The sequence below is a fragment of the Thioalkalivibrio sp. ALJ4 genome (genome assembly GCF_000377225.1).
Lineage (GTDB): Bacteria > Pseudomonadota > Gammaproteobacteria > Ectothiorhodospirales > Ectothiorhodospiraceae > Thioalkalivibrio.
In genome coordinates this window covers 82,852-104,806 of record NZ_KB897917.1, presented here as the reverse complement: position 1 = coordinate 104,806, position 21,955 = coordinate 82,852, and the positions used below count along the sequence as shown (strand labels likewise).

The following is a 21,955-nucleotide window of genomic DNA, read 5'->3' as shown; positions in this document are numbered from 1 at the left end:
GGTTATTCGTGGGTATCCGGCGCGCCCCGGAGCCAGGCCCCGGTGCGGGCATCGCGGATCGTGCTGGGTGCGGTGCGCCCGCCACATTCTGCCTGCAGGATCGCGTCGATGCCCGCCCCGAGCTGCGTGTTCACGCAGTCCCAGGTGCGGCAGGGCTCTATGCCCGCGCGGTTGGCGCTGGTGGAGACCAGGGGGCTGCCCGCGGCCGCGCACAGCGCGCGCGTCTCCGGGTGGGCGGTGACGCGTACCGCGAGGCTGTCGTGTTCGCCGCGCAGCAGCGGCGGGCAGGCATCGGTGACGGGTAGCAGCCAGGTGGTCGGCCCAGGCCAGCTGGCGTCGATCTCGGCCCGGCGTTCGGCCGGTAGCGGCGCCAGCCAGGGCGCGAGGCGATCCAGCCGGTCGGTGACCACAATCAGTCCCTTGGTGGCCGGGCGGCCCTTGATCTCGAGGATGCGATCGATCGTCCGGGGGTCATCCGGGCGGCAGCCAAGGCCGAAGACCGCCTCGGTGGGGTAGGCGACCACGCCGCCGTCGCGCACGCACTGCGCGACGGGCTCGATCTCGGGGGTTAGCAGCGGTTGGCTATTCGGATCCACGGTCGCCGGAGGGCTGGGCACTCAGGCGGCTGTCGCCGCTGCCGGATTTCGCGCTACCAGACTTGGCGGTCGAAGCCTTCTTCGCCGGGGCCTTCTTCGACGTGCTCGTCTTCTTTGCGGTGGCCTTTTTCGTGCCCGTCTTGCTGGCGGCCTTCTTGGTGGTGGCTGCCTTTTTCGTGGTCGTCTTCTTTGCGGTCGACGACTTGGAGGCGGTTTTCCCGGAGGACTTGCCGGTCGACTTGGCCGCCCCCTTGCGGCCGCGGCCCTTGCGTTCCGGGGCGGCGGCGATCAGTTCCTGGCACTGCTCCAGCGTCAGGGACTTGGGATCGGTCTCCTTGGGGATCTTGGCGTTCTTGTTGCCGTCGGTCACGTAAGGGCCGTAGCGCCCGTTGAGGACCTGGATGCCCTCTTCGTCGAAGCTCTTGATGAAGCGTTCGGCGTCCTTCTTCTTCTTCTCGGCGACGATCTCCAGCGCGCGCGGCAGCTCGATGGTCCAGACGTCGTCGTCCGGGCCGAGGGAGGCGTACTTGGAGCCGTACTTCACGTACGGTCCGAAGCGGCCGATGTTGACCATCACCGGCTCGCCCTCGGGCGTCTCGCCGAGGTCGCGCGGCAGCTTGAACAGCTCCAGCGCCTCGTCGAGGGTGATCTTGTCCATCTTCTGCCCGGGCAGCAGGCCGGCGAAGCGCGGCTTCTCCTCGTCGTCCTTGGTGCCGATCTGCACGATCGGGCCGAAACGGCCCAGGCGCACGCTGACCGGGCGTCCGCTCTGCGGATCGGGGCCCAGTTCGCGCGACTGCACGGCCTCGGCGCGAGTGACGTTTTCTTCCTTCTCCTTCACCCGGTCGCGGAAGTCGCCCCAGAAATCCTCCAGCACCGGGACCCAGTCCTTCTCGCCGCGCGAGATCGCGTCCAGCTCGTCTTCCAGCTTCGCGGTGAAGTCGTAGTCCACGTAGCGGTCGAAGTGCTGGGTCAGGAAGCTGTTCACGATCCGGCCGGTGTCGGTCGGGATGAAGCGCTTGCCGTCCATCTCCACGTACTCGCGCGACTGCAGCGTGGAGATGATGCTGGCGTAGGTGGACGGACGGCCGATGCCGTATTCCTCCAGCGTCTTCACCAGGCTGGCCTCGGTGTAGCGCGGCGGCGGCTCGGTGAAGTGCTGGTCGGCGGTGACCTCTTCCAGCTGGACCGTGTCGCCCTCGGCCATTTCCGGCAGGCGCTTGTCCTCGTCGTCATCCTGCGCGTCGTCGCGGCCCTCCTGGTAGACGGCGATGAAGCCGGGGTCGACCAGGGTGGAGCCGGTGGCGCGGAACTGGTGTCGGCTGTCACCCGGGACCAGGTCGGCGGCCACGGTGTCGAAGGTCGCGTGGATCATCTGGCAGGCGACGGTGCGCTTCCAGATCAGGTCGTACAGCCGGGCCTGGTCACTGCTCAGGCGGGCGCGGACCTCGTTCGGCAGGCGGCGCACGGAGGTCGGGCGGATAGCCTCGTGGGCCTCCTGCGCGTTCTTCGACTTGGTCTTGTACTGGCGCGGGCTGTCGGGGACGTTGTTGGCGCCATAGCGCTCCTCGATCAGGCCGCGGATCTCGCCAATCGCCTCGCCGGCCAGGGCCACCGAGTCGGTACGCATATAGGTGATCAGGCCGATCGCGCCGGAGCCCAGATCGATCCCCTCGTACAGCTGCTGCGCGGTGCGCATGGTGCGCGATGCGGTGAAGCCCAGCTTGCGCGAGGCCTCCTGCTGCAGGGTCGAGGTGGTGAACGGCGCAGCCGGGTTGCGGCGGCGCTGCTTCTTCTCGACCTTGGCGACACGCAGCTCGCCGTTCGCGGCCTCGGTCAGGCGCTTCTGGGCGTCATGTGCGAGTTCGGCGCTGTTCAGGTCGAACTGGTCCAGCTTGTTGCCGTCCAGGTAGGTCAGGCGCGCGGTGAACGGCTGCTCCTGGCGCTCGACCTTCGCATCCAGGGTCCAGTATTCGCGCGGGACGAAGGCCTCGATCTCGTTCTCGCGCTCGCAGATCATGCGCAGTGCCGGGCTTTGCACGCGCCCGGCGGACAGGCCGCGCTTGATCTTGCGCCACAGCAGCGGGGAGAGGTTGAAGCCGACCAGGTAGTCCAGCGCGCGGCGCGCCTGCTGGGCATCGATCAGCGGCTTGGCCAGGTCGCGCGGTTCCTCGATCGCCTGCTGGATCGCCTTCTTGGTGATCTCGTGGAACACGACCCGATGCACGCCACGATCGTCTAGCAGGCCGCGGTCACGCAGCACCTCGTAGAGATGCCAGGAGATTGCCTCGCCTTCACGGTCGGGGTCAGTCGCGAGGATCAGGTCATCGGATTTCTTCAGAGCCTTGGCGATCGCCTCGATCTGCTTTTCGCTGCGCTCGATCACGTCGTACTTCATGCGGAACCCGTTTTCCGGGTCCACCGCCCCTTCCTTGGGGACCAGGTCGCGGACATGGCCATAGGAGGCCATGACCTGGTAGTCCGGGCCGAGATATTTTTCGATGGTCTTGCCCTTGGCGGGCGACTCTACAATGACGAGGTGCTTGCTCATGTCGCTCGGGACCGTCTCCGTGGCAGCGGGTTCCGTATCGGGGCGATCGCGGTCGCATGGCAGCGACCGGGTTCACGGGCGCTAAAGACTAGAGGAGGAAAACGCCCGTGGCTACCGCATTGTCTGCGGAGGACGGTGGACTCAGTGCAGATAATCCACGGCCGACGGGCCGGCATCGTCGCGCATCACCTCTTCCAGGCGGGAATAGGCGATCGCATCGTCGGGCTGGTTGAACAGCACCATCAGCACCACCCAGCGCAGCTGGTCGAAGTCGATCTCCTCGGCGTCCAGTTCCATCACGCGGTCCAGTACCAGCTCGCGGGTGCCGGCGGTCAGCAGCCCGTTTTGCTCCAGGTGCAGCAGGAAGCCGTGCGCCTCGGTGTCCAGGCGCTTGCGCTCTTCCGGGGCATAGATGCGCTGGGCCGCGCTGTCGCCGCCGCGACCGGTGAGGGGGGCCTCGCTCATCAGGCGATCCAGCCAGCCCAGGGCGCGGTCGATCTCGGGGCGGGCGAAACCGGCCTCCACCAGGTGGCGTTCCAGTTCCGCGCGATCCGGCTCCTCGTCGGATTCCTCGTCCATGGTGTGCTCGAACAGGTACATGAGCACATCCAGCACGCTTTCGTTCATGATTCAGGGGATCCTGCGTCGAGGCGCTGGTAGCGCCCGTGGTCGAGGGCGGCCACACGGCCGTTGAGTTCCAGCAAAACCAGCATGGATGAAAGGCGCTCGATGGTCAATTTGGTGCGATCCCGCAGGGTTTCCAGCGGGATCGGGTCAAAACCCATCGCGTTCAGCACGCGTTCCTGCTCCGGATCCAGTGGCTCCCGGGCCGGTTCCGGTGGTGTGCTGGCTGTCTCCCCGGGGGCGACGCCGAGCCAGTCCGCCAGGTCTTCCAGCACCTCGTCGGCCGATTCCACGAGTTGCGCCCCATCACGGATCAGGCGATGGCAACCTCGGCTGACCGGGCTCAGTACCGAGCCCGGCACCGCGTAGACCTGCCGGCCCTGTTCCGCCGCCAGGCGGGCGGTGATCAGCGATCCGCTCTTCAGTGCGGCCTCGACCACGACCGTGCCCAGGGCCATGCCGCTGATCACCCGGTTGCGCTGCGGGAAGTTGCGCGCCAGTGGGCGCGTGCCGGTTGGCCACAGCGATACGACCAGTCCGTGATCCGCGATGCGGTGGGCGAGGCGACGATGCTGCGCCGGGTAGATGCGGTCGGGGCCGGTCGCGACGACTGCGATCGTGCGGCCACCGGGGGCAGCCAGGGCGCCCTCGTGGGCCACCCCGTCGATGCCGCGCGCCAGGCCGCTGGTCACCACCACGCCGGCACCGGCGAGCTCGCGCGCGAACTCCCCGGCCAGGCGTTCGCCCTGCGGCGTGCACTCGCGTGCGCCGATGATGGCGATCTGCGGCCGATGCAGCAGGCTCGGGTCGCCGTTCAGGTACAGGACCGGGGGCGGATCGGGGATTTCGGCCAGTAGCGGCGGGTAGTCGGGGTCATCCCGGCATAGCAGGTGGTGCCGCTCGTCCTGGTCGAGCCAGGCCTGGTCGGCATCGGCGGCTGCCGTGCGGGCCGCCGGGTCGATATTCAGCTCGACGCCGTGATGGCGCCATTCGCTAGGAGAAGCGGCCAGGGCGGCGCCGGGACCGCCAAAGGCCTCGACCAGATGCAGCAGGCGCTGGTGGCCGAGCCCCGGGGTGTTGATCAGTTCCAGCCAGGCGCGCTGATGCGTCGCCCGGTCCCAGTCGTCGGTCATCGGTGGTGCGGATGCCCGTGCGAGCGGATCAGTGCGACGGATGGCGGACCTTGTCACCCTCGCGCAGGGTGCGGTCGGACTCCGTGACCAGGATGTAGGAGACCTTCTCGAAGGTCTGGAACACCATCACCGTTCCGACCGATTCCTCGGGCAAGGTCACGACCTCGTTCGCCCGGTCGCTGATCGGGTCGCGAACCTGGCGGCCGGCGGTGTAGGCGGTCATCACCTGGCCGTTCTCGATGCCGTCACGCTCGCCACGGTTGATGATCGCAGCCTGGAGCTGGCCGATCTGGCTGATCGCGTCGAACAGGGAGATGATCGTGCCCTCCAGGTCTTCTGGCGGACGTCCGATCTCGAACAGCATGTCCTGTTCATCGGCATAGGGGACCAGGCGGTCGCCACGGATGGCTTCGCGCTCACCCTTGCGGATGTTTGCGCGTGCCACGTTGCCGGGCTCGACGATCTCGGCCTCGCCAATCGGCAGGGTCGCAATGCCCAGGTTCTCGCCGGTGTCCGGGTCCACCAGCTCGCCGTCACGACGCACGATGTGATAGAGGTCGTATTGCTGGGTGTCTTCGGCATTGCGCACGTAGACGCGGTCGCCCGGGCCGAAGATCACGCGCTCATCCTGCGAGGCCAGGATGTAGGGGGCGTTGTCCAGCGTCTCGTCGTCCAGCACCTGCGGACGGAACATGAACGACTGCAGCGTGGAGATCGGGGTCGCATCCTCATCGCGATCGACTACGCGAATCTCGGGCGACAGACGCTTGGTCGGGCGAACGCGCGGGCCGCCATCCACGGTGATGCGCGGTTCGCCGTCCACGTAGTAGATGCTGAGTACGTCGCCCGGATAGATCAGATGCGGGTTCTCGATCTCGGGGTTCACCAGCCAGATCTCCGGCCAGTACCACGGATCGCGCAGGAACATCGCGGCGATGTCCCACAGGGTGTCGCCCTCGCGGACCACGTAGCGTTCGGGAGCGGATTCGCGGATCTCGGGTTCCGGCTCCGGGGTCTCGGCGGCCCGGTCGGTTTCGCGGGAGGTGTCCTCGCTGCGGGCCGTTTGTGTGGCCTCGGTGTCCTCGGCGGTGGCAGCCCCCTCTTCGGTCTGGGTGGCTGCGCAGGCGCCGAGCAACAGCGTTACACTGAATAAAATGCCCGGCAGAACGAAGGTCGTGGTCGCCCTGGTCTTGTACATTGCTGTCCCCTGTCAGATCCGCGCGCTCCCCGAGCCTTCTTTTGCTTTAGCCCGGCCCCATGCGGATGACGCAATTCCGCGGATATTGCGGTCCAACGTTAGCAGAATTGCGGCATCTGTACAGTACAAAGTTTGAGGTTTTTCATGGCCAAGCGCGAAATACTGCATTTCCCGGATCCCCGCCTGCGTCTGCAGGCGGAGCCGGTCGAGACGGTGGACGACGAGGTCCGCACTCTGGTCGACGACATGCTGGAAACCATGTACGACGCGCCGGGCATTGGTCTGGCGGCCACCCAGATCAACGTGCAAAAGCGGGTGTTGGTGGCGGATGTCTCCGATGACCAGAGCGAGCCGCACGTGCTGATCAACCCCGAGATCCTCGAGACCTCCGGCGAGGAGGAGATGGACGAGGGCTGCCTGTCGGTGCCCGGATTCTACGAGCGGGTGCAGCGCGCCGACCGTATTCGTGTGCGTGCCCTCGGCCGAGATGGCCAGCCCTATGAGCTCGATATCGATGGCCTTCTGGCCGTGTGTATCCAGCACGAGATCGACCACCTCGACGGCAAGCTGTTCGTGGACTACCTCTCCAGCCTGAAGCGCAATCGCATCCGCAAGAAGCTGGAGAAGCAGGGCGCGCGGGCCGGCGCGGGAGACAAGGCCGCGGCGCCCGCCGTCTGATGAAGCAAGGCAACAAGGACGTGCCATTGCCGCGTGTGGTCTACGCGGGTACGCCCGACTTCGCGGTCCCTGCGCTGGAGGCCCTGATCGAGCGCGGCCCGAGGCCCGTGGCCGTCTACACCCAGCCGGATCGCCCGGCGGGGCGGGGGCGCCAACTGCGCCCGAGCCCGGTCAAGGTCGCCGCCGAGGCGGCCGGCATCCCGGTGCTGCAGCCGGAATCCCTGAAATCGCCCGAGGCCCAGGCCGAACTGGCCGCCTGGCGCCCGGATATCCTGATCGTAGCGGCCTACGGGTTGATCCTGCCGCGAACGGTGCTGGAGATCCCCGGCCGGGGCGGGCTGAACATCCACGCCTCGCTGTTGCCCCGCTGGCGCGGTGCGGCACCGATCCACCGCGCGATCCTGGCCGGCGATACCGAGACCGGGGTCTGCCTGATGCAGATGGCGCCCGGCCTGGACACGGGCCCGGTGCACGCCTGTCGCTCGACTCCGATCACGGTGACGACGACCACCGGCGAGATGCACGATACGCTGGCCACGCTGGGCGCCGAGCTGCTGCTGGAGCGGCTGCCCGAGATCCTCGCGGGGCGTTCGCAGCCGGAACCACAGGACGATGCCGGCGCGACCTACGCGCACAAGCTGGAAAAGGGTGAGGCCTGGCTGGATTTTGCCCGCCCGGCGGTGGAGCTGGATCGCCAGGTGCGGGCCTTCAACCCCTGGCCGGTTGCCCAGGCGCGCTGGGGCGAGCAGGTGATCCGCGTGCATGCCGCGCGCCCTTTGCCCGGGCCGGCGGACCCGGAGCCGGGCACCATCCGAGCCGCGGGCCGTGACGGGGTGCAAGTGGGCACCGAACAAGGTCAGCTGCTTCTGGAGACCGTGCAGCTGCCGGGCAAGCGCCCGGTTGCGGCCGCGGACTGGGCCAATACTACGGCGCTGGTCGGGCAGCGCCTCGCGGGCGGCTGAGCGATGGCGGGCAAGCGCAACGGACGCATCGTACCCTCGCGGGTGGACTCGCGCTCCCCGCGCCAGCGGGCGCTGGAGGCGGCCGAGGGGGTCGTATTGCAGGGGCATTCCCTGACGCGCGCGGTCGAGCACGCAACCGAAGGGCTGAACGCCCGCGACGCGGCCTGGGTGCAGGCGCTGGCCTACACCACGCTGCGCTGGTATCCGCAACTGTCGGCGCTGGTAAACGGGTTCCTGGAGCGCCCGCTGCGCAAGAAAGACGCCGTGATCGGTGTGCTGCTGGCGCAGGGGCTGGCCGAGCTGATGCATTTCTCTACCCGTGACCACGCGGCCGTGCGCGAGACCGCGGAGCTGGCGCGGGCCATCCATCGCCCCGGTGCGGTGGGACTGATCAATGCGGTACTGCGGCGCGCGCAGCGCGAACAGGATGCGCTGGAGGCGGCAGTCCGGGAAGACCCGGCGCTGCGTTATGCCGTTCCGGAATGGCTGCTGGAGGCGATCCGCGCCTCCTGGCCCGACGACTGGGAGATGTTGCTGGAGGCGGCCACCCGTCCCGCACCTATGACCCTGCGCGTGAACCTGTCCCGCACCTCGCGCGAGGACGCCCTCCAGGCGCTGGTCGAGGCGGGGCACCCGGCACAGGCGCATCCTCAGCTGGAGGCAGCCCTGACACTGGAGGAACCCGCGGACGTCGCTCGACTGCCCGGTTTTGCCGAGGGCCGGCTCTCGGTGCAGGACGCCTCTGCGCAATGGGCGGCGGTCCTGCTCGATCCGCAGCCGGGCGAACGCGTGCTGGATGCCTGCGCGGCCCCGGGCGGCAAGACCGGTCATCTGCTGGAACGGGCGGGTGGTGATCTCCAGTTGACTGCGCTGGACAACGATGCCGAGCGACTTGTGCAGGTGCGCGAAAATCTCGACCGACTGGGCTTCGCCGCGCAACTGACCGCGGCCGACGTCGCCGACCCCGATGCCTGGTGGGATGGCCAGCCCTTCGATGCGATCCTGCTGGATGTGCCCTGCTCGGCGACTGGGGTGATCCGGCGTCACCCGGACATCAAGACCCTGCGTCGCGCCGACGACATCCCGCGCCTGGCGGCGGAGCAGGCGCGTATTCTGGAGGCGGCCTGGGGACTGCTGCGCCCTGGCGGGCGCCTGCTGTATGCGACCTGTTCGCTCCTGTCGGAGGAGAACGACGCGGTGGTCGCGGGCTTTCTCCAGCGCACGCCGGATGCGCGCGCGCTGGAGCCCGAGGGCGGCCCGCCGATCGCCGGCGCGCACGTACGCTCGGTCGGCTGGGCGCTGCCGCTGGGCCTGGAAGGCGGCGATGGCTTCTACTACGCGTTGTTGACAAAGGACTAGGGCATGCGCGCGGGGCGGTCGCCGATCGGATTCCTGCTGGCGTGGTCGCTCGTGCTGGCGCTGGTCCCGGGTACGGCGCAGGCCCTGGAGATCCGCGACGCCCGGCACATGTGGATGGACGATGACACCCTGCTGGTGCGCCTCGTGCTCGACATGCGACTGCCGCAGGTGCTGGAAGATGCGCTGGCCAATGGGGTCACACTGGAGTTCGAGGCCGAGGCCCGGATCGAACGGGATCGCTGGCTGGGACGGGAGTCCGTGCAGCGCGAGACACGCCGGGTCAAGCTGCAATATTTTGCGCTGAACCGGTATTACCTGGTAACCGACGTGAACGACGACCGGATGGAGCTCAAGCCGACCCTGGGCGATGCCCTGGAGTATGTCGCCCGCCGACTCGGGCGCCTGCCGATGCACGGCGTCCCGGGGGCGGTGCGCGAGCGGCCGGAAGACTACAACATGGCCGCGCGGCTGTTGCTTGTGTATTCGGCGCTGCCCTTGCCGTTGCAGCTGGATGCCGGTCTGCGCGGTGACCTCACCACCCGGCGGGAGTGGCATCGATGGTCCCTGGATTAAGACGCTTCCCATGGGGCCTGCTGGGCATGGGCCTGCTGTTCCTGCTGCTGCTGACCTCGCTGGTGGTCATGGGCGGGGCGGCGCAGGACCAGGCCCGCTTCGAGCAGCTGTTCCTGTGGCTGCTGGTATTCCACGCCGCAATCCTGCTGGTGCTGGGGGGGCTGATCGTCCACCAGTTCGTGCGCATGGTCGCCCAGTATCGCCAGGGGGTGCCCGGCAGTCGCCTGACGCTGCGGCTGGTCGGGGGGTTCATGCTGGTCGCGGTGCTGCCGGTATCGGTCGTCTATTACTTCTCCTTCGAGTTCCTGAACGAGGGCGTGGACTCCTGGTTCGACGTGCGCGTGGACTCCGCGCTGGAGGATGCCCTGGAGCTGTCGCGTTCGTCGCTGGATCTGCGTGTGCGCCAGCTGGCGACCGAGACGCAGGAGATGATGAGCGAGCTGGAAGGGGTCTCGGAGGGCCTGGTTCCGCTGGCGTTGAATGACTACCGCCGTCAGGTTGGGGCCCAGGAGTTGACGCTGGTCGGCTCCAACAACCGCATCATTGCCTCCTCCACCGACAGCCCGATCCGCCGCCTGCCGAGTCCCCCGGGGGCCGATATCCTGATGCGCGTGCGCCCGGAGCAGCCGTATTCGCGCCTGGAGCCGCAGACCGACGGCTCGCTGGTCATCCGTGTGGTGGCGACCACCAGTAGTCGAAGACCGGGGGCGGAGAACCGCATCCTGCAGGGGATTTATCCGGTGGACCCGCGCATGTCGGCCCTGTCGCAGCGTGTGGAGGACGCCTTTGCCGGCTACCGCGAATTCGCCTACCTGCGCGGTCCGATCATTCAGGGGTTTATCTTTACCCTGTCGCTGGCGCTGGCGATTTCGCTGATGGCGGCCCTGTGGGCCGGGCTTCTGGTGGCAAGGCGCATGGTGCGTCCGATCTCCGATCTGGTGCAGGGGACGCGCTCGGTCGCGGCTGGCGACTACTCCACCCGGCTCGCGGTGCAGCGGGCCGACGAGCTGGGCTTTCTGGTGCAGTCGTTCAACGCCATGACGCGCACGCTGAACGAGGCGCGTGACGAGGCCGAACGCAACCGCCGCCTGCTGGATGCCGAGCGCGCCTACCTGGAGAGCGTCCTGCAGCACCTGCGCTCCGGCGTGCTCGCGCTGGATGGCAGTCTGCGCCTTCGTACCGCGAACGAGGCCGCCGGCCAGATCCTGGAGTGCGACCTGCAGGGCGCCCGCACGCGTCCGATCTCCGAGCTGGGCGCCGAGTGTCCGCTGGTCGGGCAGTTCTTCGAGGCGATCAACGATGCCCTGGCGCGCCAGGAAGACGAGTGGTCGCGGCAGGTTGTCGTGTTTACCCGTTCCGGGCGCAAGGTGCTGATGACGCGTGCCGTATGGCTGCCAACCTCGGGCTCCAGCCGCGGCCTGCACGCGATCGTGTTCGATGACATGACCGAGTTCCTGAAGGCGCAGCGCGACGCGGCCTGGGGCGAGGTGGCGCGGCGTTTGGCACACGAGATCAAGAATCCGCTGACCCCGATCCAGCTCTCCGCCGAGCGTCTGTCGCGCCGGCTGGGCAAGGTCCTGGACGGGGCAGACCGCGAGGTGCTGGATCGCGCGACTGGCACGATCATCCAGCAGGTGGAGGCGATGAAGACGCTGGTCAACGCCTTCCGCGATTACGCCCAGGCCCCGCGCCTGGAACTGGGATCGGTGGACCTGAACCAGCTGATCCAGGATGTCTGCGAGCTGTATGTCGATTCCGACGGCCATTCCCGTGTGCAGACCGACCTGGAGTCGGGCCTCCCCGGGATTCGGGGCGACGCCGGACGCCTGCGACAGCTGCTGCACAACCTGATCAAGAACGCGCTGGAGGCCGGCAAGGACCAGGAGGCGTTCGTGGTGCATATCGCGACCGCCTATCTCGACGATCCGACCGGACCCCATATCGAGCTGCGGGTGACCGACACCGGCCCGGGTATCAAGCCCGAGTTGCTGGAACGCATCTTCGAGCCCTACACCACCGACAAGCCGCGTGGAACCGGTCTCGGTTTGGCGGTCGCGCAGAAGATCGTCGAGGAACATGGCGGCATGATTGAGTGCCATAATGAACCGGCGGGCGAAGGTGGGGCGGTTTTCCGCATTCGCATCCCGGTCGAACATACCCCGCAGGCCCTGGCCCACGAGGAACCGGAATGAGCGAACCCTACGTACTGGTCGTCGACGACGAACCGGATATCCGGATGCTGTTGCAGGATGTCCTCGAGGACGAGGGCTATCAGGTGGCGCTGGCCGGCTCGGTGGCCGAGGCCAAGGCTCAGCGCCGTAGTCGCCGGCCGGATCTGATTCTCCTCGACGTCTGGATGCCGGATGGCGACGGGATCTCCCTGCTCAAGGAGTGGGGCGACGACGAGGGTCTGCCCTGTCCGGTGGTGATGATCTCCGGCCACGGCAATGTCGAGACCGCCGTCGATGCCACGCGCCTGGGGGCCTACGACTTCATCGAAAAGCCACTGTCGATCGACAAGCTGCTGATCACGCTGAACAACGCCCTGGAGGCCGCCCGCCTCCAGCGCGAGAACGTGGGCCTGAAACGCCATGCCGGCACGGTCGCCGACCCGGTGGGCGGCAGTGCGGTGATGGTGAACCTGCGCGACCAGGTGCAGCGCATGGCGCAACACGACACCTGGGTGCTGATTACCGGCGAGCCCGGGGTGGGCAAACAGACCTTCGCCCGGCTGCTGCATGCGCGCAGCGCCCGTCGGGACAGTCCGTTCATCGTGGTATCGGTCGGTTCGCTGTCGGGCGACGAGGCCGTGGCCGAGCTGTTCGGAAGCGAGCAAGGCGATCGTGTGCGCTACGGGCTGCTCGAGCAGGCCGCCGGTGGCGTGCTGTTTCTCGACGAGGTCGCGGAGATGGACATGCAGACGCAGGGGCGTCTGCTGCATGCCCTGGATACCCAGCGCATTACCCGTATCGGCGGCGATCAGCCGATCAGCGTCAACGTGCGGGTGATTGCCGCCAGCCAGCATGACCTTGGCGCGGCGGTGGAGCAGGGCCGGTTTCGCGAGGATCTGTATTACCGGTTGAATGTCCTGCCGCTGGCGATCCCGCCGCTGCGCGAGCACGCGGAGGACATCCCGGAGCTGCTGGACTACCATATGCGCCATCTGCACCAGCAGGAAGGCCTGCCGATGCGGGTGTTCCAGCGCCCGGCGCTGGAGCGGCTGCAGCAGTATCAGTGGCCCGGCAACGTGCGCGAGCTGCGCAACCTGGTGCAACGGCTGATGATCCTCGGCTCCGGTGACGAGATCACCCGCGACGAGGTCGAGCGCACCCTGACCGGCCAGCCGCAGCGCGGTGAGGAGTTCGAGGAGGGGGCACTGGCGATCCCCGACCTGCCGCTGCGCGAGGCGCGCGAGCAGTTCGAGCGCGAGTATCTGATCCAGCAACTGGAGCGCTCGGAAGGCAACATGACACGGCTGGCCGAGCGGGTGGGGCTGGAGCGCACCCACCTCTATCGCAAGTTCAAGGCACTGGGCATCGATCCAAAACGGGTGAAGGCCGACGGCTGAGACGCCAGCCTTCGTTTCCCTGGCACGACGCCCTGACATCTCCGGGACGGGAGACGCATGAAGCACATCATCATCCTCGGCGCCGGGCAGGTGGGCCAGTCATTGGCCGAGGCCCTGAGCGCCGACGGCATCGACATCACCATCGTCGACTCCCGCGGCGAGCGCCTGGCCGAGCTGGAGGACCAGTTCGACATCAAGACGGTGAACGGCTTCGCCTCGCACCCGAGCGTGCTGGAGGCCGCCGGGGCACAGGATGCCTCGATGGTCATCGCGGTGACCGACTCCGACGAGGTGAACATGATCGCCTGTCAGGTTGCCTCGACCCTGTTCAACGTCGAAACCAAGATCGCCCGTGTGCGCTCACGGGATTACCACGAGACCCCGGAGCTGTTCGCCCAGGATGCGATGCCGGTGGACATGCTGATCTCGCCGGAGGCGATCGTCACCCGTCACATCCACCGCCTGATCGAACATCCGGGCTCGCTGCAGGTGCTGGAGTTTGCCGAGGGGCTGGTCTCGCTGGTCGGCGTGCGCGCCTACTACGGTGGGCCGCTGGTCGGGCACGAGCTGAAGAACCTGCAAAGCGACATGCCCGGCATCCACACGCGGGTCGCGGCGATCTTTCGCCAGAACCGCTCCATCCAGCCGGATGGCAGCACCGTGATCGAGGCCGACGACGAGGTCTTCTTCGTCGCCGCGAAGAAGAACATCCGTGCAGTCACCTCGGAGCTGCGCAAGCTGGAAAAGCCCTACAAACGCATCATGATCGCCGGCGGCGGCAATATCGGCGAGCGCCTGGCGGAGACGCTCAGCAAGCGCTACCGGGTCAAGGTGATCGAGCGCGACCCGGATCGCGCCGACCACCTGGCGCGCTCGCTGCCCAGCAATGTGCTGGTCCTGCATGGCGACAGTGCGGACGACCGCTTCCTCGAATCGATCGGCATCGAGAACAACGACGTCTTCTGTGCGGTGACCAACGACGACCAGGCCAACATCTTTGCCGGCATGCTGGCCAAGCGCTGGGGCGTGCGCAAGGTGATGTCGCTGATCAACCGTCCGAGCTATGTGGACCTGCTGCAAAGCGGCACGATTGACGTCGCGATCTCGCCGCAGCAGGCGACCATCAGCGCGCTGCTGGCGCGCGTGCGCGAGGGCGGAACGGCCACCGTGCATACCCTGCGTCGCGGCGCCGCCGAGGCAATCGAGACGGTGGTGAACGGCGATGCCCGCACCTCCCAGGTGGTGGGGCGGCGGATCGAGGAGATCGACTTCCCCGAGGGTACGAGTGTGGGCGCGGTGGTGCGCGGCGAGGACGTGATCATCCCGCACCACGACACGGTGATCGAGGCCGGTGACCACGTGATCCTGTTCCTGACCGACCGGCGCAAGGTCAAGCAGGTGCAGCGCCTGTTCCAGCCCTCCGCGCTGTTCTTCTAGGTCGTACTGGCCGATGCTGCATTTCGCATCCACCGCCCGCCTGCTTGGGGTCCTGCTGACGCTGTTCAGCCTGACCATGCTGCCGCCGGCGGCGATCGGATTTCTCTACGGCGAGTCCACCGCCTGGGTGTTCCTGCAGGCGTTCGCGCTGCTGCTGCTGATCGGCGGGATCCTGTGGGGCTCGATGTACCGGGCGCGCAGCGACCTGCAGGTGCGCGACGGCTTCATCCTGGTCGTGCTGTTCTGGCTTGGGCTGGGGATTGCCGGGGCGGCGCCTCTGGTACTGGACCCGAACCTGCCGGTTTCGTTTACCGATGCGGTGTTCGAGTCCATGTCCGGGCTTACCACCACCGGGGCGACGGTGCTCACCGGGCTGGACGACCTGCCGCGCGCGATCCTGTGGTATCGCCAGCAGCTACAGTGGCTGGGTGGCATGGGGATCATCGTGCTGGCAGTGGCGATCCTGCCGCTGCTGGGCGTGGGCGGCATGCAGCTGTTCAAGGCCGAAACCCCCGGCCCGATCCGTGACAACAAGCTGACCCCGCGCATTGCCGAGACCGCGCGCAACCTCTGGTACATCTACCTGGGCCTGACCGTGGCCTGCGCGCTGGCCTACTGGGCCGCCGGGATGGAGGCCTTCGACGCGGTCGGGCATGCGTTCTCGACCATCGCGATCGGGGGGTTCTCCACCTACGACGCCAGTATCGGGCACTTCGATTCGGTGGCGATCGAGACGGTGGCGATCGCGTTCATGATTCTTGGCGGGATGAACTTTGCGCTGCACTTCCTGGTGCTGCACCGCGCGACCTGGAAGCCGTACCGGCGTGACGAGGAACTGCGTACCTACCTGATCCTGCTGGTCTCCGCCGCCGTGATCGTGGTCGGCTACATGCTGTGGAGCGGCTTTGCCGCCGATACGAACGATGCCCTGCGACGGGGGATCTTCCACGTGGTGTCGGTGGCGACCACCACGGGCTTCACCACCGATGCGTTCTACCTGTGGCCGGGCTTTCTCCCGGTGCTGCTGATCTTCCTGTCGTTCATCGGGGCCTGCACCGGCTCCACCGGCGGCGGGATGAAGGTGGTGCGCGTACTGCTGCTGGTGAAGCAGGGGCTGCGCGAGATCAAGCGCCTGATCCATCCGCATGCCCGGATCGCGGTGAAGGTGAACGGCAAGGAAGCGCCCGACCGCGTGGTCCAGGCGGTCTGGGGCTTCCTCGCCGCCTACGTGATGGTCTTCGTGGTGATGATGCTGCTGATCATGGCCTCCGGGCTGGACCAGGTCACCTCGTTCTCCGCGGTGGCCGCGACCCTGAACAACCTTGGCCCCGGGTTGGGCGAGGTCGGGGCCAACTACGCCTCGATTAACGACTTCAGCAAGTGGGTGCTGGTGCTGGCGATGCTGATGGGCCGGCTGGAAATCTTTACCGTGCTGGTGCTTCTGTCGCCCGCCTTCTGGCGGCGTTAGCCTGACGATATCCAGAAGGAGGAGCTCCATGAGTGACATGATCGAACGCTTCCAGAACATGCTGGATGGCGGACAGGACTCCGCGATGCTGCGCTTTTCGCTGGGCAACGCCCTGGCGACCGACGGCCAGAAGGAGGCCGCGATTCCGCACCTGGAACGCGCGCTGGAACTGGATGGCGGGTATTCCGCCGCCTGGAAGCTGCTGGCCAAGACCCTCGTTGACCTGGAGCGGCCGCAGGCCGCGCTGTCCACCTGCGAACGCGGCATTGCCATCGCCACCGAGAAGGGCGACCTGCAGGCGGCGAAGGAGATGGAGGTCTATGCGAAGCGCGCGCGCAAGCAGCTCGATGCGGGCGGGGGCGCATGAGCGAACAGGCCGGGGAGACCCGCTCGGGCCAGGAGGCAGGCGCCTATCAGGCACCGCTGACCGGCCGTCATTTCGCCCCGCGCTACTGGGGCAGCTGGCTGCTGCTGGGCGTCGCCTGGGTGCTGCAGGAGATACCGCGCCCGGCCGTGCATGCACTGGCCCGGGGGCTCGGGCGACTGATCCGCAAGGGCGCCGGGCGCAGCCGCGCGGTGGTGGAGTGCAACCTCGAGCTGTGTTTCCCCGAAATGACCCCGGCCGAGCGCGAGAAGCGCATGGAGGCCTACTACCGCTACCAGGCGCAGACGGTGCTGGACTACGGCCTGCTCTGGTTCGGCAAGCCCGGCCAGCACGCCGCGCGCATCCGCATCGAGGGGCTGGAACACTACGAGCGCCTGCAGGCGGCCGGTACGCCGGTGATCGTCCTCGCCCCGCATTCGCTGGCGCTGGACTACGGCGGCGTGCGCATGAGCCAGATGTACGACGGTGTGTCGTTCGCCAAGCCGATGAAGAACCCGGTGCTGGAGTGGATTAACCACCGCAGCCGCACACGCTACTCGGGCGACATCTTCGCCCGTGAGCAGGGCCTGCGTCCGGCCATTCGCCAGCTTCGCCGCGGCCGTTTCTTCTACTACCTGCCGGACGAGGATCTGGGGGCCGAGGGAGCGGTGTTCGTCGACTTTTTTGGGGTACCCAAGGCGACGCTCACTGCGCTGGGACGCCTGGCGCGCATGTCGAAGGCGGCCGTGCTGCCCAGCTTCGCCTGGTACGACTCGGTGGCGGACCAGTACGTGATGCGCCTGTGGCCCCCGCTCGAGGGCTTCCCTAGCGGCGATGACCATACGGATGCCCGGCAGATGAACCAGGCCATCGAACGCGGGGTCACACAGGCCCCGGCCCAGTACCTGTGGTCCATGCGCCTGTTTCGCACCCGTCCCGAGGGCGAGCCCCCGCTCTATCCCAGCCGCAAGCGCTGATCGTCCATCCGCGATGCCCGAGGGCGATACCATCCACAAGCTGGCCCGGGCATTGGGTCCGCTGCTGACCGGCGCCGCGCTGGAGGCCGTGTCGACCCGGTCCCGGCGTGGTGCGGCACTGGTGGAGCATGGGGCCATGGCTGCGCGTGGCGTGAGCGCGCGCGGCAAGCATCTGCTGATCGAGCTGGACGACGCCGCGGGCCGCGCCTGGCAGCTGCGCACGCACCTGGGCATGTACGGGACCTGGCACCAGTATGCGCCGGGGGCCGTCTGGCACAAGCCGGAGTATCAGGCCTGGGCCGTGCTGCGGCTCGCGGACCGGGTGCTGGTCTGTTTCCATCCGCGCGAACTCGCCTGGCAACCCCGGCCGGAGGGGCGCGGCGACCCGGAGCGACTGGATGCGCGCGTGGGGCCGGATCTGCTGGACCCGGAGGTGGACCTGACCGCAGTCGTCCGGCGTATCCGTGCCCGCAGCGCCCCCGCGCGACCCATTCTGGATGTGCTGCTGGATCAGTCGCTGGCGTCCGGCATCGGGAACATCTACAAGTCGGAGGTGCTGTTCCTGCACGGACGACATCCACTCGACCCGGTCGGCGCGATTACGGATGACGAGCTCCTGGCGCTCTACTGCGAGGCGGCGCGCCTGCTGCGACGCAACCTCAAGCCGGGCCCGCGTATCACGCGCGCGCGGGCCGAGACGGACGAGTACCTGAACGTGTACGGACGCAGCGGGCAGGCCTGCCGCACCTGCGGGACACCGGTGGAGCGGGCGCTGGCGGGCGAGCACCTGCGCTCCACCTACTGGTGTCCGTCCTGTCAGCCGGGGAAACACGGATGAATGCACACGCTCGCGTTGGTGCCCCGGGGAACCCGGCGGCGGGTACGGGCCACCAACGGGTACGGACCTAACGAGGGCAGGGACATGGACAAGCGATACCCGGGGCGGTTGCTGGCGGCCCCGTTGCTGGGCGGGCTTCTGGTGGCCTGCGGGGGTTCGGCCGGGATCGCGGCCGAGGAATTCTCCACCGCCGACGGCGAGCTGCGGGGCGAAGTCCTGCACTCGGGGCTCAATCACCCCTGGGCGATTGCCTTTCTGCCGGATGGCGGGGCGCTGATCAGCGAGCGGCCCGGGCAGCTGCGCTATTTCCCCGACGCGGAGAACCTCGAGGGGCGCGGCGAGATGGTGTCCGGCCTGCCGGACGACCTGGTTGCGAATAACCAGGGCGGGCTGCTCGATCTGGCCCTGCACCCGGATTACGAGGACAACGGCTGGCTGTACTTCACTTATTCCGCGCAGGTGGAGGGCGGTCAGACGACGCGCCTGGCCCGCGGGCAGTTCACGGACGGGGCGCTGGAGGCGGTCGAAGTGCTGTTCTCCGCCGAGCCGGCGGCCCGCGGCGGGCGTCACTTCGGCTCGCGCATCGTGTTCGACGACGAGGGCTATGTGTACGTCAGCATCGGCGATCGTGGTGACCAGGATCGCGCCCAGAAGAAGGACGACCATGCCGGCAGCATCGTGCGCCTGCACGATGACGGCTCGGTACCCGACGACAACCCGTTTGTGGACGAGGATGGCGCCCATCCCGAGCTTTGGGTGATCGGCGTGCGCAACCCGCAGGGGATGGTGATCGATCCCGAGACCGGCACCTTCTGGCAGAACGAGCACGGGCCGCGCGGTGGCGACGAGGTGAATATTATCGAGCCCGGCCTGAACTACGGCTGGCCGGTGATCTCGCATGGCGGCGCCTACTCCGGTGGCCCGATCGGTACCGGCGAGTCCGAGAAGGAGGGGATGGAGTCCGCCATCCACTACTGGACGCCGGCCATTGCCCCGTCCGGCATGGCGATCCTGCGTGATTCCGCCTTTGCCGCCTGGGATGGCGATCTGCTGGTGGGTGGCCTGCGGGGCCAGACCCTGCGCCGGCTGACCTTCGAGGGCCGCGAGCTGGTCAACGAGGAAGACCTGCTCCCCGATCTTGGCCGCCGCATCCGCGATGTGCGCGTGCACGATGGCGCGATTTACGTGCTGACCGACCACAACCCGGGCGAGCTGATCCGGCTGACCCCGGCCGATCCCGGCTGACGAATCCACGTTTCCGGAAGGAGCCCTTGTGATGTTTGCGTTTTCCGAGCCGCGCATGCCCGCGCCCGAGGAGGCCCTGCCCGGGCGCGACGAGCCGCTGCCGGTCCCGCCACGGCACATGGTGCTGGGCACGCCACTCGCGCCGCCTTATCCGGACGGCATGCAGGTGCTGCATGTGGGCATGGGCTGCTTCTGGGGAGCAGAACGGCTGTTCTGGCAGACCGACGGTGTGTATTCGACCAGTGTGGGCTATGGCGGTGGCTACACCCGCAACCCGACCTACCGGGAGGTCTGCTCCGGGCAGACCGGGCACACGGAACTGGTGCGCGTCGTGTTCGACCCGGCCCGGTTGTCCATCGATACGCTTTTGCGGGTGTTCTGGGAGGGGCACGATCCCACCCAGGGTATGCGTCAGGGCAATGATGTCGGCACGCAGTACCGCTCCGCGATCTATGTGGACTCGGCCGAGCAGCAGGCGGCGGCCGAGGTCAGCCGCGAGCGCTACCAGGCGGCGCTGGACGCCGCGGGGCGTGGCGCCATCACCACGGAGATCCAGCCGCTGGACGCCTGGTACTTTGCCGAGGACTACCACCAGCAGTACCTGGCCAAGGTGCCCAACGGCTACTGCGGCCTGGGTGGTCTGGGCGTGTCCTATCCCTCGGGCTGAGAGATCATCGGGGCACGGTCATCCGCGGCCGGAGGAGCCGAAGCCGCCGACGCCACGGGCGCTTTCCTCAAAGTCCTCGACCACGCGGAAACGTGGCTGTACCACTGGTACGATCACCAGTTGTGCCAGGCGTTCGCCCACTTCCAGGGTGTACGCCTTGCTGCCCCGGTTCCAGCAGGAGACCATCAGCGGCCCCTGGTAGTCGGCGTCGATCAGCCCGACCAGGTTGCCCAGCACCAGGCCGTGCTTGTGGCCCAGCCCGGAGCGGGGGAGGATCATCCCGGCGTAGCCCGGGTCCTCGATATGGATCGAGAGCCCGGTCGGGATCAGTTCGGCGGCGCCCGGCGCCAGCGTCAGCGGTGCCTCGATCATCGCGCGCAGGTCCACGCCGGCCGAGCCGTCGGTGGCCGGGGCGGGCAGCGGGAAGTCCGCGCCCATGCGCGGGTCCAGGATCTTCAGGTCAATCTCGGGGGCGGGCATTCGGGGTTCCTTGATCCGTTTCGCATTCGGCCCAGCGCTCGACGATCAGATCGATCAGCGCCCGTGCCAGTTGGGTCTTCGGCTGGCTGGGAAGCCGGCACTCGCCGCCCTCCCAGAGGCACAGCAGTTCGTTGTCGGGGGTGCCGAAGGCGCGGCCCTCGCCGACCCGGTTGGCGGCGATCAGGTCGAGCCCCTTGGCGCGGCGCTTGGCCTCGGCGTGTTCGCGCAGGTGCTCGGTTTCGGCCGCGAAGCCGACCAGGAACGGGCGCCGGGGGAGGGAGGCCGCCTGAGTTGCCGCCTCGGCCAGGATGTCCCGGGTGCGCTCCAGCGCCAGGTGCATCACCGGGTCGGACTTCTTGATCTTCTGCGCCCGCGGCTCGGCCGGGCGGTAGTCGGCTACGGCCGCGGCCGCGATCAGGATGTCGGTCTCGGGCAGCCGCTCCATCACTGCGGCATGCATGGCGGCCGCCGTCTCCGTGGCAATGCCCGCGACGCCCGCGGGTACGGCCTCGGCCGTCGGCCCATGCACCAGGGTCACGTGTGCGCCCGCGTCGCGTGCCGCCGCGGCCAGGGCAAAGCCCATGCGCCCGGAGCTGCGGTTGCCGATAAAGCGCACGGGGTCGATCGGCTCGAAGGTGGGGCCGGCGGTAATCAGTACGTGACGCCCGGCCAGAGGGGCGTGTGCCGGCTGCAGCAGCTCCCGCGCGATCGCGGCGGGCTCGCGCATGCGACCCTCGCCCTGCTCGCCACAGGCCTGGTCGCCGCTGTCCGGCCCGATCAGGGTCACGCCGCGCTCGCTCAGGGTCGCGATATTGGCCTGCGTGGCCGGGTGGGCCCACATGCGATGGTTCATCGCCGGTGCCAGGGCGACCGGTGCGGTGGTGGCCAGCAGCAGCGTACTCAGCAGATCGTCCGCCAGGCCCTGGGCGTAGCGGGCGATCAGGCTGGCGCTGGCCGGGGCGACCACGATGCGGTCCGCCCAGCGTGCCAGGGCAATGTGATCCATGCCGGATTCCGCCTCGGCATCTAGCAGCTCGGTGCGCACCGGCGCGCCGGACAGGGCCTGGAAGGTCAGCGGGGTCACGAAGGCGCGGGCGCCGGCCGTCATCACCACGCGCACCTCGCAGCCGGCGCGCTTCAGCTCGCGCACCAGCTCGCAGGCCTTGTAGGCGGCGATGCCGCCGCTGACGCCGATCAGAATCCGTGGCTGGTGGTCGTGGTGGTCCGTCATGCAGCG

The 21,955-nt window shown here is 68.1% G+C and carries 20 protein-coding genes; 13 read left to right on the top strand and 7 right to left on the bottom strand.

From position 1 onward, the window contains the following. Window positions 1-2 precede the first annotated feature (2 nt). The 5 genes from C936_RS0100485 to C936_RS0100465 all read right to left on the bottom strand — a co-directional run bounded on the left by C936_RS0100485 (window position 3) and on the right by C936_RS0100465 (window position 6,102). Window positions 3-596 (bottom strand): L-threonylcarbamoyladenylate synthase, encoded by a 594-nt coding sequence (locus C936_RS0100485; protein ID WP_012983640.1) that lies wholly within the window; start codon window positions 594-596, stop codon window positions 3-5. Next, window positions 583-3,147 (bottom strand): DNA topoisomerase I, encoded by a 2,565-nt coding sequence (locus C936_RS0100480; RefSeq protein WP_012983639.1) that lies wholly within the window; start codon window positions 3,145-3,147, stop codon window positions 583-585. The genes C936_RS0100485 and C936_RS0100480 overlap by 14 nt, the downstream gene beginning before the upstream one ends. Before the next feature lie 141 nt (window positions 3,148-3,288). Continuing rightward, the gene (locus C936_RS0100475) at window positions 3,289-3,774 is read right to left on the bottom strand and encodes a DUF494 family protein (protein ID WP_018174889.1); all 486 of its coding nucleotides are present in this window, start codon (window positions 3,772-3,774) and stop codon (window positions 3,289-3,291) included. Beyond that, window positions 3,771-4,904 carry a DNA-processing protein DprA gene (gene dprA / locus C936_RS0100470; RefSeq protein WP_012983637.1) on the bottom strand — a complete coding sequence of 378 codons (1,134 nt, stop codon included), beginning with the start codon at window positions 4,902-4,904 and terminating at the stop codon, window positions 3,771-3,773. Before dprA ends, C936_RS0100475 begins: the two co-directional genes overlap by 4 nt. Before the next feature lie 28 nt (window positions 4,905-4,932). Next, on the bottom strand, window positions 4,933-6,102 hold the full coding sequence (locus C936_RS0100465) for a LysM peptidoglycan-binding domain-containing protein (protein WP_012983636.1): 1,170 nt from the start codon (window positions 6,100-6,102) through the stop codon (window positions 4,933-4,935). Window positions 6,103-6,246: 144 nt separating this feature from the next. Between C936_RS0100465 and def the strand changes: the two genes are divergently transcribed. From def to msrA, 13 genes are all read left to right on the top strand, one after another. Continuing rightward, window positions 6,247-6,780: a peptide deformylase gene (def, locus tag C936_RS0100460; protein WP_018138929.1), complete on the top strand. Its 534-nt coding sequence runs from the start codon at window positions 6,247-6,249 to the stop codon at window positions 6,778-6,780. Further along, window positions 6,780-7,742, top strand: a complete 963-nt coding sequence (gene fmt / locus C936_RS0100455; protein WP_018174888.1) for a methionyl-tRNA formyltransferase — start codon at window positions 6,780-6,782, stop codon at window positions 7,740-7,742. The genes def and fmt overlap by 1 nt, the downstream gene beginning before the upstream one ends. A 3-nt stretch (window positions 7,743-7,745) precedes the next feature. After that, window positions 7,746-9,101, top strand: coding sequence for a 16S rRNA (cytosine(967)-C(5))-methyltransferase RsmB (gene rsmB, locus C936_RS0100450; protein ID WP_018174887.1), 1,356 nt, complete (start codon window positions 7,746-7,748; stop codon window positions 9,099-9,101). Between the two features lie 3 nt (window positions 9,102-9,104). Next, on the top strand, window positions 9,105-9,674 hold the full coding sequence (locus C936_RS0100445) for a DUF4390 domain-containing protein (protein ID WP_018138932.1): 570 nt from the start codon (window positions 9,105-9,107) through the stop codon (window positions 9,672-9,674). After that, window positions 9,659-11,866, top strand: a complete 2,208-nt coding sequence (locus tag C936_RS0100440) for an ATP-binding protein (protein WP_038038520.1) — start codon at window positions 9,659-9,661, stop codon at window positions 11,864-11,866. Before C936_RS0100445 ends, C936_RS0100440 begins: the two co-directional genes overlap by 16 nt. Continuing rightward, on the top strand, window positions 11,863-13,242 hold the full coding sequence (locus tag C936_RS0100435; RefSeq protein WP_018174886.1) for a sigma-54 dependent transcriptional regulator: 1,380 nt from the start codon (window positions 11,863-11,865) through the stop codon (window positions 13,240-13,242). Before C936_RS0100440 ends, C936_RS0100435 begins: the two co-directional genes overlap by 4 nt. A 57-nt stretch (window positions 13,243-13,299) precedes the next feature. Continuing rightward, window positions 13,300-14,679, top strand: coding sequence for a Trk system potassium transporter TrkA (gene trkA, locus C936_RS0100430; protein WP_018138935.1), 1,380 nt, complete (start codon window positions 13,300-13,302; stop codon window positions 14,677-14,679). Between the two features lie 13 nt (window positions 14,680-14,692). Continuing rightward, entirely contained in the window at window positions 14,693-16,147 is a 1,455-nt protein-coding gene (locus tag C936_RS0100425) for a TrkH family potassium uptake protein (RefSeq protein ID WP_018138936.1), read from the top strand. Window positions 16,148-16,175: 28 nt separating this feature from the next. Beyond that, window positions 16,176-16,514: a tetratricopeptide repeat protein gene (locus C936_RS0100420; RefSeq protein WP_018138937.1), complete on the top strand. Its 339-nt coding sequence runs from the start codon at window positions 16,176-16,178 to the stop codon at window positions 16,512-16,514. Next, window positions 16,511-17,488, top strand: a complete 978-nt coding sequence (locus C936_RS0100415) for a lipid A biosynthesis acyltransferase (RefSeq protein WP_018138938.1) — start codon at window positions 16,511-16,513, stop codon at window positions 17,486-17,488. The genes C936_RS0100420 and C936_RS0100415 overlap by 4 nt, the downstream gene beginning before the upstream one ends. 13 nt (window positions 17,489-17,501) lie before the next feature. Further along, complete coding sequence (locus C936_RS0100410) at window positions 17,502-18,326, top strand: Fpg/Nei family DNA glycosylase (protein ID WP_018174885.1); 825 nt, start codon at window positions 17,502-17,504, stop codon at window positions 18,324-18,326. A gap of 84 nt (window positions 18,327-18,410) precedes the next feature. Then, the gene (locus tag C936_RS0100405; protein WP_018174884.1) at window positions 18,411-19,571 is read left to right on the top strand and encodes a PQQ-dependent sugar dehydrogenase; all 1,161 of its coding nucleotides are present in this window, start codon (window positions 18,411-18,413) and stop codon (window positions 19,569-19,571) included. A 31-nt stretch (window positions 19,572-19,602) separates the two neighbouring features. Next, window positions 19,603-20,238, top strand: coding sequence for a peptide-methionine (S)-S-oxide reductase MsrA (gene msrA / locus C936_RS0100400; protein WP_018174883.1), 636 nt, complete (start codon window positions 19,603-19,605; stop codon window positions 20,236-20,238). Window positions 20,239-20,256: 18 nt separating this feature from the next. Here msrA and dut read toward each other — a convergent pair whose 3' ends face one another. Both dut and coaBC read right to left on the bottom strand, forming a co-directional pair. Continuing rightward, window positions 20,257-20,718, bottom strand: coding sequence for a dUTP diphosphatase (gene dut, locus C936_RS0100395; RefSeq protein WP_018174882.1), 462 nt, complete (start codon window positions 20,716-20,718; stop codon window positions 20,257-20,259). After that, window positions 20,699-21,949: a bifunctional phosphopantothenoylcysteine decarboxylase/phosphopantothenate--cysteine ligase CoaBC gene (gene coaBC, locus C936_RS0100390; RefSeq protein WP_018174881.1), complete on the bottom strand. Its 1,251-nt coding sequence runs from the start codon at window positions 21,947-21,949 to the stop codon at window positions 20,699-20,701. Before coaBC ends, dut begins: the two co-directional genes overlap by 20 nt. Window positions 21,950-21,955: the final 6 nt, after the last annotated feature.

Bases quoted from the DNA above. Each gene is read 5' to 3' on its own strand.
- C936_RS0100480 (WP_012983639.1), bottom strand. From the start codon at position 3,147: ATGAGCAAGCACCTCGTCATTGTAGAGTCGCCCGCCAAGGGCAAGACC.
- C936_RS0100475 (WP_018174889.1), bottom strand. From the start codon at position 3,774: ATGAACGAAAGCGTGCTGGATGTGCTCATGTACCTGTTCGAGCACACC.
- dprA (WP_012983637.1), bottom strand. From the start codon at position 4,904: ATGACCGACGACTGGGACCGGGCGACGCATCAGCGCGCCTGGCTGGAA.
- C936_RS0100465 (WP_012983636.1), bottom strand. From the start codon at position 6,102: ATGTACAAGACCAGGGCGACCACGACCTTCGTTCTGCCGGGCATTTTA.
- def (WP_018138929.1), top strand. From the start codon at position 6,247: ATGGCCAAGCGCGAAATACTGCATTTCCCGGATCCCCGCCTGCGTCTG.
- fmt (WP_018174888.1), top strand. From the start codon at position 6,780: ATGAAGCAAGGCAACAAGGACGTGCCATTGCCGCGTGTGGTCTACGCG.
- rsmB (WP_018174887.1), top strand. From the start codon at position 7,746: ATGGCGGGCAAGCGCAACGGACGCATCGTACCCTCGCGGGTGGACTCG.
- C936_RS0100445 (WP_018138932.1), top strand. From the start codon at position 9,105: ATGCGCGCGGGGCGGTCGCCGATCGGATTCCTGCTGGCGTGGTCGCTC.
- C936_RS0100440 (WP_038038520.1), top strand. From the start codon at position 9,659: ATGGTCCCTGGATTAAGACGCTTCCCATGGGGCCTGCTGGGCATGGGC.
- C936_RS0100435 (WP_018174886.1), top strand. From the start codon at position 11,863: ATGAGCGAACCCTACGTACTGGTCGTCGACGACGAACCGGATATCCGG.
- trkA (WP_018138935.1), top strand. From the start codon at position 13,300: ATGAAGCACATCATCATCCTCGGCGCCGGGCAGGTGGGCCAGTCATTG.
- C936_RS0100425 (WP_018138936.1), top strand. From the start codon at position 14,693: ATGCTGCATTTCGCATCCACCGCCCGCCTGCTTGGGGTCCTGCTGACG.
- C936_RS0100420 (WP_018138937.1), top strand. From the start codon at position 16,176: ATGAGTGACATGATCGAACGCTTCCAGAACATGCTGGATGGCGGACAG.
- C936_RS0100415 (WP_018138938.1), top strand. From the start codon at position 16,511: ATGAGCGAACAGGCCGGGGAGACCCGCTCGGGCCAGGAGGCAGGCGCC.
- C936_RS0100410 (WP_018174885.1), top strand. From the start codon at position 17,502: ATGCCCGAGGGCGATACCATCCACAAGCTGGCCCGGGCATTGGGTCCG.
- C936_RS0100405 (WP_018174884.1), top strand. From the start codon at position 18,411: ATGGACAAGCGATACCCGGGGCGGTTGCTGGCGGCCCCGTTGCTGGGC.
- msrA (WP_018174883.1), top strand. From the start codon at position 19,603: ATGTTTGCGTTTTCCGAGCCGCGCATGCCCGCGCCCGAGGAGGCCCTG.
- dut (WP_018174882.1), bottom strand. From the start codon at position 20,718: ATGCCCGCCCCCGAGATTGACCTGAAGATCCTGGACCCGCGCATGGGC.
- coaBC (WP_018174881.1), bottom strand. From the start codon at position 21,949: ATGACGGACCACCACGACCACCAGCCACGGATTCTGATCGGCGTCAGC.